The organism is Gammaproteobacteria bacterium (genome assembly GCA_016705365.1).
GTDB lineage: Bacteria > Pseudomonadota > Gammaproteobacteria > Pseudomonadales > UBA5518 > UBA5518.
In genome coordinates, this window is the sequence record JADIYI010000008.1 from 2,061,571 (window position 1) to 2,072,771 (window position 11,201).

Here is an 11,201-nt window from a genome sequence, read left to right on the forward strand (position 1 = left end):
AAAAAATACGCATCACGCGGGCGCCGGCAGAGACCCCAAAAAGGCTTCGTACAAGCTCCGAGCAGTACTGATGCGGATAGAATGACCAGTTCTGCCAGTTTTCCATGCAGCCAGGGGCCACTGAACCATACGCATGCGACGATTCACCGTACATTCACCCTTTGCGCCGGCGGGCGATCAGCCGCAGGCGATCCGCGAGTTGGTCGACGGCATCAACTCCGGGCTGCTGTCGCAGGTATTGCTGGGGGTTACCGGATCCGGCAAGACGTTCACCATTGCGCATGTGATCGGCGAGATCCAGCGCCCGACCATCGTGCTGGCGCCGAACAAGACGCTGGCGGCGCAACTGTATGGCGAATTCCGCGAAGCATTCCCTGACAACGCGGTCGAGTATTTCGTTTCCTATTACGACTATTACCAGCCCGAAGCCTATGTGCCGTCCTCGGATACCTACATAGAGAAGGATGCATCGGTCAACGAGCACATCGAGCAGATGCGCCTCTCGGCGACCAAGGCCTTGCTGGAGCGCTCCGATGCGATCGTGGTCGCGACGGTGTCGGCGATTTACGGTCTCGGTGACCCCGGCCTGTACCTGAAGATGGTTCTGCATATCGATCGTGGCGACACCATCGATCAGCGCCACCTGCTGCGCCGCCTTGCCGAACTCCAGTACCAGAGAAACGATATCGACTTCCATCGCGCGAGCTATCGGGTACGCGGCGACGTGATCGATATTTTCCCCGCGGAATCCGACCGGGAAGCGGTGCGGGTGGAGTTGTTCGACGACCAGATCGAGCAGATATCGGTGTTCGATCCGCTCACGGGCGAGGTCCTGCGCCAATTGCCACGGGTGACCATCTACCCGAAGACGCATTACGTCACACCGCGCGACACCCTGTTGCGGGCGCTCGACTTTATAGAGCTCGAACTGGCCGAGCGACTCGTGGTGTTGCGGGCGGCCGACAAGCTGGTCGAGGCGCAGCGCCTCGAGCAGCGCACCCGTTACGACATCGAGATGATCAGGGAGCTCGGTTATTGCACCGGCATCGAGAACTACTCGCGCTACCTGTCGGGGCGCGATGTCGGTGAGCCGCCGCCGACGCTGTTCGACTACATCCCCGCGAACGCGCTGGTGGTTGTCGACGAATCGCATGTCACGATTCCCCAGCTCGGCGGCATGTACAAGGGCGATCGTTCGCGCAAGGAAACGCTGGTCGAATACGGTTTCAGACTGCCCTCGGCACTCGACAACCGGCCGTTGCGTTTCGAGGAATGGGAAAAACGCGTGCCGCAGCTGATTTTCGTGTCGGCCACGCCGGGGCCCTACGAGATGGAGCGCGCGGATCGCGTGGTCGAGCAGGTGGTGCGCCCGACCGGGTTGATCGACCCGCAGATCCTGGTGCGTCCGGCAAGCTCGCAGGTCGATGATCTGCTCTCGGAGATCAACCGGCGGGTGGCGCTGAATGAGCGGGTGCTGGTCACGGTGTTGACCAAGCGCATGGCCGAGGACCTGACCGAGTACCTGGCCGAACACGGAGTGCGGGTGCGCTACCTGCACTCGGATATCGAAACGGTGGAGCGGGTCGAGATCATCCGCGATCTGCGTCTGGCCAGGTTCGATGTGCTGGTCGGAATCAACCTGCTGCGCGAAGGCCTCGATATGCCGGAAGTTTCGCTGGTCGCGATACTCGATGCCGACAAGGAGGGGTTCCTGCGCTCGGAGCGCTCGCTGATCCAGACCATCGGGCGCGCGGCGCGCAACCTGAATGGCACCGCAATTCTCTACGCCGATCGCGAGACCGGCTCGATGCAGCGCGCCATCGGCGAGACCGGGCGCCGCCGCGCCAAGCAGCTGCAACACAATACCCTGCATGGCATCGTGCCGGTGGGCGTGGTCAAGAATGTGACCGACATCCTGGAGGGCGCGTATTCCGCCGGTGCGCGCGGCCGCTCCCGCAACAAGCAGGCGGCGGAGCCTTCGGCCGCGTACCGTCATGCGGAGGACATGCGTCCGGCCGAGGTCGCGCGCGAGATTGCGCGGCTCGAGGAGCAGATGTACCTGCATGCACGGAATCTGGAATTCGAGGAGGCGGCGCGCGTGCGTGACCGCCTTGCGGCCCTCAAACAGGGTCTGTTTGCCAGCGCCTGAGGCGCCCGACAGAAAATTTGCCTTCGTATCGCGACCCAGTATAATGCCGCCCTTCTCGAAGGCTCGTAGCTCAGTTGGTTAGAGCGCTACCTTGACATGGTAGAGGTCGGTGGTTCGAATCCACTCGGGCCTACCAAATAACCCTAAAGAAAACCAATAGTTAGAGAAGATAAACGTCCTAGCCGGCGTGCTTCTCGCAAGCTGGGTTACATTTTGGGTTACTTGGAAGCGAGATAATATCGACGCTCTCGATCAGGGAGCGCCGCCATACCATCCGATGAATCCGCCCAACTACTCGCCGCCCGCGAGGAAGTCATCGAAGGTCTACGCAGGTCTGCTGAACTTCCCGGCGTGCCTGGCGCTCGATCTGGTCTGAACCCGCTCCAACCGGAACGCTCGAAACGGTTTGTGCAGCGGAATTCGCCGTGTCGGGGATGGTGTTTGCCGAGATGATTTCCCGCCAGGAACGCGCAGCCAGGGAGATGGAAGCCCCTCGCATACCGGCGCGCAAATGGCATAGCTGTTTGACGGGAATACGGGGAGGAGTGCCTGTATCCGGTCATCAAGTGCCCTATAATCCACCTCTTGAATCAATTCAGAAGTGGGAACGATTCGTGCGGCGTTACACGGAGGCAATACAGTGAGCGACTGGACACCACCGGCGCGCCCCGACTGGGTGCAACAGGTCGTCGATGAAGGCCGGCACATGGATATCCGCAGCCTGGTTCCTCTGCAAGCCGGGGAACTGATGGATACCGCACGCCGCAATACCGGTTTTGATGACTTCGGCAGTGATGAGTGGCTGGAGGGCTTCCACATATTTCTCCAGGCACTCGAGGACGAGGCCGACCTGCACCTGCTCGGGCGTCTGATGACGCGCTCGGATATTCTGCGCTGGCTGGAAGCCCGCCTGGGTATCGAGGCCGCTTATGCGCAGCACCCGGAAATCGACGAGGAGGTGATTGACCGGCCGGTCATCGTCACCGGCCTGGCCCGTTCCGGAACCTCCATCCTGTTCGAATTACTGGCCCGGGATGGCCAGTTCGGTTCTCCGCGCAACTGGGAAATCATGTTCCCTTACCCGCCCCCTGAAACCGCCTCTTACGAAACCGATTCCCGCATTGCACGCTGTGAGCACCTCGTCACGCAATGGAATCGGGTGGTTCCCACATATGCATCGATGCACGAAATGGGCGCCAGTATCCCCAACGAGTGCATTGTCGCCATGAGTTGCACTTTTCTCAGTGAGAATCTGCCGGGGCAATACCAGATTCCCAGCTACACTGCCTGGTACTACCGGCAGGATCTGGGTTACGCCTATAGCTATTACCGGCGCATGTTGAAGGTACTTCAGTGGAAGAACCCGCGCCGCCACTGGCTGCTGAAGGCACCGACGCACCTGGGCAACTTGCCGGTGCTGTTTCGCACCTTTGCCGATGCCCGTGTGGTCATCACTCACCGTGACCCGCTGGTGGCGCAGGCATCGGTGACCAATCTTCTGGGGACGCTCTGCTGGATGCGCAGCAGCCAGCCCTTCGATGCCGGCGCCCTCGAAAGCCTGACGGCCCCGGAGGCGGGGGCCGCGCGCCTGGACAGTATCCTGGAACTGCTTGAATCAGGCCAGATACCCACCGAGCGGGTACATCACCTCCTCTACGCCAGGCTGATCGAGCAGCCGTTGGAGGCGCTCCATACGCTCTATGCGGACTTCGGTTCAGAACTGGAACCTGCGGCGCGCAAGGCGATGCAGGACTACCTGGCACAAAAGCCCCGGGGCAAATTCGGCAAGCACCGCTACAGCGTCGGCGCAGCGCAGGAGAATGCTCGCAAGCGCGCGTTGTTCGAGCGCTATCAGCAGACCTTCGGCGTACCGGATGAGATCTGAGTCGACCGCTACACTCGCTGCGACTCACCTGGGCGCTGAGAACCCATCAATGGCGCTGGGTGCTTCGCTTGTCCCTGTCTGCGACAGGATTAACATGCTCCGGTCGAGACCGCCAGAGTCCCTGGACGACAGCCAAAGCGCGGTTAGCGTGTTCGTTGTGAGGCAATTGTGCCGCCATCCACTACCAGTTCGGCAGCGGTGATATAGCTGGCTTCGTCCGAAAGCAGGAAGCGCACGGCCGCCGCAACTTCCTGCGGCTTCCCCATCCGCCCCAGCATTACGGGGCGGTCAAAAAAACCTTCGGGCAAGTTATCAACCATGGATTGCGTCATTGGTGTGAGGATGTAGCCCGGCGTCACTGAATTGATCCGGATACCGTCGCTGGCCAGTTCGTCCGCCAGAGAGCGCACCAGTGACAGCACGCCACCCTTGGAGGCCGTGTAGGCGGGATTGGCGGCATTGCCCATCGTGGCATTGATAGAGGCAATAGCCACCACCGCCGACCCCGGCTGTGCAGCAAGCTCGGAACGCAGGGCCTTGACCAAAAACGGCAGCGCTTTCAAGTTTACGCTCAACACCTGATCCCACTGTTCTTCGCTCAACTCGTTTAGCGGTATTGCCAGGGAGATACCTGCAGCATGCACCAACCCACCGATGCTGGACAAACTGTTACGAGTGGTATCGGCGGCTGCCGCAATGTTGCCGATACCAGTTAAATCGATTCCCACGCCGACAGTCGGGACGCCAAAACGCGCCGCGATATCGTTGGCAACAGCAACGCTTCGTTCCTGGTCCAGATCCCAGATCGCCACCGGCCGGCCAACGGACGCCAAGGCTTCCGCACACGCCAGACCAATGCCGGACACCCCGCCGGTGACGACAACCGCGCTACTCGGGCTACTCAGATGTTGCATAACTCCACGCTCCCTACTAATTGAATGCCGTGAATAAAAAATCCGATACGTACAAGACAGAATCCTCCGGCGTTGGTAGATGTCGAAGTATCCTGCCGTATATATGCCAGCTGGCCCGGCAGTGTTCCAAAACTAAAAGCTGGCGTACTCAGGAGCCTCTCCAGCCAGGCATTGAAGTGGGCGTTGTCGGCAGCCAGTGCTTCACCAACCCACCTTTCATACCGGGAATGACCATCGCTATTGTTCGATCGCCTGCGCGCGATGATAAATTCCGGCGCATCCAGGTGAATGAATGCAGCTCAGGTTAGCTGAGTCACTCTGGCGTTGCATCACGCGTATGCAATAGAAGAGCGAGTTCAACAGTCGCGTATGTGATCCTTCATTTTGAATCGCCCCCGGTTTCCTGGCCGAAAAGCCCGCTGGAAGATCTGGAATCTAGTACATTTGTAGGAAGATGGCGCTTCCTGTTTCAGGCTACCGTATATGCAGTTACATCATCGTTAATAATGGTGTAGCCAGAAGCAAACAACAGTGTGTTGAGCGTCCCGACGTTAATTTGAACAAAAGCAGATGCTTATCGCCATCGCTCGAAATATCGTTGCCGACGCATTACATAAGTAATTGATTCAAAGACCTTCAGGAGATCATGCGCATGAAAACTGACCTGCATTTCAGGCTCTCGGGCGCGGCGGCATTGATTGCGGCCATCGGACTGCATAGCCAGGCCATTGCCCAGGCACCATCTTCGCCGCAAGCGTCCGGGCGACTGGAGGAGATCACTGTGACCGCGCGGCGTCAGGAGGAATCGATGCAGCGGACACCCGTTGCGGTGACCGCGATCTCGGGCAAGCTGCTGGATACGCTCAACGTGCAGGACGTAACTCGCCTGGCCCAGCTGGCGCCCAACCTCGTCATCACCCAACAGACCAGCAGCCTGAACGCTGCCGCAATTTTCATCCGCGGAATTGGGCAGACCGAGCCGGCAGCCACCGCCGAGGCGGGCGTGGCCATCTATCTGGACGGCGTCTACGTTGCGCGCACTGCGGGCGCAATCTTCGATCTGGTGGACGTGGAGCGTATCGAGGTGCTTCGCGGACCGCAGGGTACGCTGTTCGGGCGCAACACGACCGGTGGTGCCGTGCACCTGGTCAGCAAGAAGCCGGCCGACGATTTCGGCCTGGAGGCGAAGGCGGGCTATGGCTCCTTTGACGACTGGTATACCCGCGCGCGCGTCGACACCGGCCTGATCGGCGACTCCACAATCAAGGCCACGCTGGCCTACCTGCACCGCGAGCGCGATGGCTACTTTGACAACAAGCTCGCGAATGACGCCGAAGACCCGGGTTCGCTCGATAACAACTCCATCTGGCTGGGCCTGCACGGGGACTTCGGCGAGAAACTGTCGGCGGATTTGACGTACGACTACGGCAAGCGCAAGGGCAGCCCCGTTTTCTTCCAGATGGTGGCCGCCACCGATGACGTACGGAACTACTACGGCGCCTCGCCGACATTCGGCGGCGCACCCTTCATCATCACGGAAAAGCGCCTCGATGACGGCCTTCAGGCGCCCTTCGACGGACGCTTTCACAGCGAAGGCGAGGTGTCTGGCACGGCGCTCACCCTGCAATACGACATAAACGACGCGCTGGCGATCAAGTCGGTCACTGCTTACCGCGAGTTCGAGCAGGACACGATCTGCAGCCTCACCGGCAATGGCGTGATGCGCGGCTTCGTGCTCGACCCGGTAACCTTCGCGCCCGTGGGTATCGAAGACCTCAACGGACCGTACGGCTGTAATAACGCCCCGCAGAAGCAGGACCAGACTTCGCAGGAACTGCAACTGGTTGGCGGTACCGAGCGCTGGAAGTATGTGGCGGGCGTGTTCTACTTCGAGGAGAGCGCCGACGAGTACAACAGCCAGCGGCTGACCGTCGTGCTGCCCGGCGGGCAGGCCGGTCTCAACCTGGCGCCGCTATCGTCCTTTGGTGGGGATACCGAGTCGAAGGCGATCTTTGCCCAGGCCAGCTACACACCGGACATGCTCGACGATCGGCTCGAATTCACGGTCGGGGGACGCTACACCCGCGACGAGAAGACTTTCTGGTCGTCGTCCTTCCCGGAGAAGGGAGACAAGGATTTCGATAACGATTCCTGGCTGCTCTCGGTGAACTATCAATTCACGGATGACATGATGGGCTACGCGCGCGTCTCCACCGGCTACAAGGCTGGCGGCTTCTCCCCGCGCGCCGCCGTGCTCTCCACTTTCGAGCCGGAGGAGGCTCTCGCCTGGGAACTGGGGTTCAAGGCGGAGTGGCTGGACAACCGCGTGCGGACCAACGTGGCGCTGTTCCACACCACCTACGACGATCTGCAGATCTCGCAGTTTCTCGCCGACTCGTCGGGCTCGGCGGCGGTGATCGTGAACGCGGGCGAGGCGACATTCCAGGGTGTCGAGGTTGAACTCGCGGCCGTGCTCACCGAGAACCTGACGGTGACTGCTACGTTCGGTTACACGGACCCGACCTACGAGGAGTACCTCTACCGCGATCCGACAACCAACAACCTGATCGACGTCTCTGACGAAGCGCGCTTCGTCCAACTGGTACGCAACAACTGGCGGGTTGGCGCCGAGTACGTGTTTCCGGGGCTGTCCTTTGGAGAGCTCAGTGCACGCATGGATTATGCGCAGAGTTCCGAACGCTACATGTTCCCGCTCGATTGGGAGACCCCGTTCAACGAGGAGATCCACGATCCAGGTCACGAGAACCTGAGCGCGCGAATCTCGCTGACCGGCATGCAACTCGGCAATTCGGGAACCTGGGACCTCGGTGTCTGGGGCGATAACCTGACGGACCAGAACAACGTGGGCGACGGCATCGACTTCGGCGGACTGGGTTTTGCCGGCAAGTACTGGCTGGAGCCGCGCCGCTTCGGAATTGACATCAAGATGAATCTCTGAGCACTGCCTGGCGTGGCCACGTGGCATCGCGTGGCCCGACAAGCCCTCGCCGCATCACGCTGCCCTTGAATCCTGGCGCACGGCGCCACGGTTTACTCCTATGGTATTAGCGCTCACAGGCCATAGATTACCCTTAGCACATGGCTGACCAGGGAGGACTGCTGCGATACGCCCACTTTCCGGAACGCACTGTACAAGTGGCTGCGCGCGGTATTCTTGCGGATACCCATCTCCTCGACAAAGTCATCCATTGTTCTGCCATTGACGAGTGCAATCACCAGCCTGGTCTCCTGTGGGGTGAGTCCGAACGCCTCGACAAGCAGCTGCGCTTTATCGAAATGGCGCATTTCCACGGCCGTCATGTAGACGGCGACGTGATGAGCATTTTCTACCCCGTCTCCAAGTGGAAGCTTCTTGAGCGTCATTAGCAGGGGATGCGGCTGGCTTTTTCTCGGCATGGAAATCACATGAGGTATCGTGTCCTGTTCACTTGCAAGGATGCTCTGAAGCGATTCCTGCAGATGCAGATTACCTTCGCGTGAAATCAGGCGTAGCTTGCCAGCTACGCAGATGACGCCGTTATTTTCCCCGAGCAATTGTTCGGCAATGTTGTTTATGTGGACGATATTCATATCAGCATCCAGAATCACTGTCGCCATTGCCAGATTGGAAAAGGCCTGCTCGAAAAGACTGTGCTCCCGGAGATGGCTACGGCTTTTTTCCATCCATTTGGCCAGTTCCCTGAACTGGGGTATCAGCAATTCGAGAAACGCTCTGTCCCGGCCAGCAAAGGTCGCCTCCCGGTGACCACGGATAAGGCGCAGAAATAGCGCAACCTGTTCATCCCTCTGGATGTCGAAACCTATCAACTGCTCCTGGTTGAATGGCTTCATGAAGGTCTGGTAATAGGTAGTGCGCTTCAGAGCGCTCCTGGAGATCAGGTCGTCTAGCGCTACGACCGTGACGTCTGGAAGATTCACCAGTGGATCCAGCGCCTTGAACTTGTTGGCATAGTTCTGACGGTCCTGGAGCGAGATTTCCACACCACCAACAAAAGATATTCCGGTATCGCCCGGGCTAGGCAGTCGTAGCCCTATCACTGGAATACAGGGCGGGAAGGCAGCCTGCAACTCCCGCAGAAAATCCTGCCAGGGACTCTGCTGGAAAGGCCCTCGATAGAGGGCAGCCACCAGCGAGGCGTATTGGTGTGTATCTATCGCAGAGCAAGCGAGCGTCATAGGATGTCCCTGCCAATCTTTAGTCAGTCTCCCAACACCGTTAATCATATACGGATGACACAAGTCATACATATGTAGGATGGGCACATCAAGCCGAATCGCTATTATCGTTCCACAGCAGCAATGATTTGTGTCGTGCGGGATGCTCTGGAGCCAAGATAGGCAGAGGCATGCTATCAATGCCCAAGCCAGTGGGTCAGCACTGAACAGTGCAAGCGCAAGCGGCAACCCTGACTATTTCAGTGCTGTGTGGACCATCTGGACCGGAGGGCAGCAAAACGTGAATACCGATACTCAGCTTGAACGACTCAGACCAATCAGCGTTAACGACCTGAAGGAGCGCAGCAGACAACTGCGGCTCGACATACTTCGAATCATTGACCATGCGCCTATGGGGCATTATTCGAGCAGTCTGTCGTGTGCCGAGATACTGGTCACGCTCTATCATCACGTGCTGCGTCTGCGCAGAGGGGAGCCGGACTGGCCCGACCGCGACCGCTTTCTGCTCGGGAAAGGCCATGTCGCGGTGGCGTTGTGGCCGCTGTTTGCTGAGCTCGAATATTTTCCAATCGAATGGCTGGACACCTTTGGCGACTTCAATAGCAGGCTGACAGACCATCCTGACATGTTGCGCACCCCCGGCGTCGATTTCAGCTCCGGTTCCCTGGGTCACAACCTCTCTGTTGCGCTTGGTATGGCAATTGCGTCACGCAGAAGGAAGCTGGATCACCGGGTGTATGTACTGCTGGGCGACGGTGAGATTCATGAAGGGCAGGTATGGGAAGCGGCGATGGCCGCCTCGCACTACAGGGCCGGAAATCTTGTTGCGATCGTCGACGCCAATGGTTCCTGTGCCGACGGCCCCACGGAGTCAGTGATGAGTATCGAACCTCTCGCCGAGCGATTTTCCAGTTTTGGCTGGACCAGCGTCGACGTGGACGGCCACGACCCCGAGGCTCTGATGAGCGCCTTCGGCGAAGCCATGCAAGACAAAGAAAAGCCCACCTGTATCATCGCCCGCACCCTGAAGGGCAAAGGCGTTTCATTTATGGAGGCATCCCCACGGGAGTGGCACCTTGGCGCACTTGGCGAACAGGACCTGGAGCGTGCCCGGAGAGAAATCATGGAGGCACGGACATGAGCGAGATGAGCGATCCTTTCAGCTTCAACGCGGGCGCTGTAGAGAGCGAGTACACTGGTAACATCGGTCAGACTTTTCTGGAACTGGGCGAGGCCGACGAGGACATCCTGCTTGTTTCGCCCGACCTGGGCGCGGGTCCGATTACTGGTGCCTTCGTCAAGAAGTTCCCCGACCGTTTTATTGACACAGGCATTGCCGAGACCAACGCCATGTCAGTTGCGGCAGGACTGGCCAGCTATGGCTTCAAGGTCTACGTATTGCAAATGGGTGCTTTTGGCGCCATTAAATGTGCCGAGCAGATTCGCGCCGACCTGGCGGCTACGCAGATGCCAGTGCGTATTCTTTCGGCATGGAGCGGCTTGGCAATGGGCTTCTTTGGCACCACCCACCACGCCATCGAGGATATCGCCATCACGCGGGCCATTCCGGGCCTTACCGTCGTGAGCCCCGCGGATGACAATGCCGCACGTGCCCTCTTGCAGGCCACCATGGACCTCCCGGGCCCGGTATTCATTCGCCTGAGCGATGCCAGCGTCTACCCGGTTTATGATTCGGTCCCGCCGTTTCAGGCTGGTCGGTTCATGTGTGTCCGTGAGGGCAGCGACGCCACGATCATCGGCACGGGCCTGGGCACCCAGCTAGCGACTGGCGCGTCCGATCTACTGCGTAAAAAGGGAATTGAGGTCGGTGTTCTTGATGCCAACTGGCTCAAGCCGCTGGATGAAGACGCGATCATCAACGCGGCCAGATCGACGGGGGCAATTCTCACGGTTGAGGAACACGGTGTGATCGGCGGTCTTGGCAGCCCCTCTCGCTGTGGGTATGCCTCACCAGCTTTACCAGCACTACGGATTGACTGTTGAAGAGACCGCGAACCAGATAACCGACCTGATTGGCAGACGCCCGGCCTGAACT

General features: G+C 59.3%; 7 protein-coding genes and 1 tRNA gene. 6 read left to right on the top strand and 2 right to left on the bottom strand.

The features are described from left to right. The first annotated feature begins 133 nt into the window (after positions 1-133). The 3 genes from uvrB to IPF49_17070 all read left to right on the top strand — a co-directional run bounded on the left by uvrB (position 134) and on the right by IPF49_17070 (position 4,034). On the top strand, positions 134-2,149 hold the full coding sequence (gene uvrB / locus IPF49_17060; protein ID MBK6289309.1) for an excinuclease ABC subunit UvrB: 2,016 nt from the start codon (positions 134-136) through the stop codon (positions 2,147-2,149). A 59-nt stretch (positions 2,150-2,208) separates the two neighbouring features. Next, positions 2,209-2,285: transfer RNA gene (locus IPF49_17065), tRNA-Val, on the top strand. A gap of 504 nt (positions 2,286-2,789) precedes the next feature. Further along, a complete protein-coding gene (locus IPF49_17070; GenBank protein ID MBK6289310.1) occupies positions 2,790-4,034 on the top strand; it encodes a sulfotransferase in 1,245 nt (414 codons plus the stop codon). Positions 4,035-4,177: 143 nt separating this feature from the next. Here the strand turns inward: IPF49_17070 and IPF49_17075 are convergent, their stop codons facing one another. Then, the gene (locus IPF49_17075) at positions 4,178-4,948 is read right to left on the bottom strand and encodes an SDR family oxidoreductase (GenBank protein ID MBK6289311.1); all 771 of its coding nucleotides are present in this window, start codon (positions 4,946-4,948) and stop codon (positions 4,178-4,180) included. Between the two features lie 652 nt (positions 4,949-5,600). Here IPF49_17075 and IPF49_17080 point away from each other — a divergent pair. Further along, complete coding sequence (locus tag IPF49_17080) at positions 5,601-7,907, top strand: TonB-dependent receptor (GenBank protein ID MBK6289312.1); 2,307 nt, start codon at positions 5,601-5,603, stop codon at positions 7,905-7,907. A gap of 113 nt (positions 7,908-8,020) precedes the next feature. Here IPF49_17080 and IPF49_17085 read toward each other — a convergent pair whose 3' ends face one another. Next, the gene (locus IPF49_17085; protein MBK6289313.1) at positions 8,021-9,145 is read right to left on the bottom strand and encodes a hypothetical protein; all 1,125 of its coding nucleotides are present in this window, start codon (positions 9,143-9,145) and stop codon (positions 8,021-8,023) included. A 142-nt stretch (positions 9,146-9,287) separates the two neighbouring features. Here IPF49_17085 and IPF49_17090 point away from each other — a divergent pair, with 142 nt between their 5' ends. Both IPF49_17090 and IPF49_17095 read left to right on the top strand, forming a co-directional pair. After that, on the top strand, positions 9,288-10,286 hold the full coding sequence (locus tag IPF49_17090) for a transketolase (GenBank protein MBK6289314.1): 999 nt from the start codon (positions 9,288-9,290) through the stop codon (positions 10,284-10,286). Beyond that, positions 10,283-11,149, top strand: a complete 867-nt coding sequence (locus IPF49_17095; protein ID MBK6289315.1) for a hypothetical protein — start codon at positions 10,283-10,285, stop codon at positions 11,147-11,149. The genes IPF49_17090 and IPF49_17095 overlap by 4 nt, the downstream gene beginning before the upstream one ends. Positions 11,150-11,201 lie beyond the last annotated feature (52 nt).

Excerpts from the sequence above, each read along its gene's own strand:
- IPF49_17090 (MBK6289314.1), top strand. The coding sequence starts at position 9,288 with ATGCTCTGGAGCCAAGATAGGCAGAGGCATGCTATCAATGCCCAAGCC.
- IPF49_17085 (MBK6289313.1), bottom strand. The coding sequence starts at position 9,145 with ATGACGCTCGCTTGCTCTGCGATAGATACACACCAATACGCCTCGCTG.
- IPF49_17075 (MBK6289311.1), bottom strand. The coding sequence starts at position 4,948 with ATGCAACATCTGAGTAGCCCGAGTAGCGCGGTTGTCGTCACCGGCGGG.
- uvrB (MBK6289309.1), top strand. The coding sequence starts at position 134 with ATGCGACGATTCACCGTACATTCACCCTTTGCGCCGGCGGGCGATCAG.
- IPF49_17080 (MBK6289312.1), top strand. The coding sequence starts at position 5,601 with ATGAAAACTGACCTGCATTTCAGGCTCTCGGGCGCGGCGGCATTGATT.
- IPF49_17095 (MBK6289315.1), top strand. The coding sequence starts at position 10,283 with ATGAGCGAGATGAGCGATCCTTTCAGCTTCAACGCGGGCGCTGTAGAG.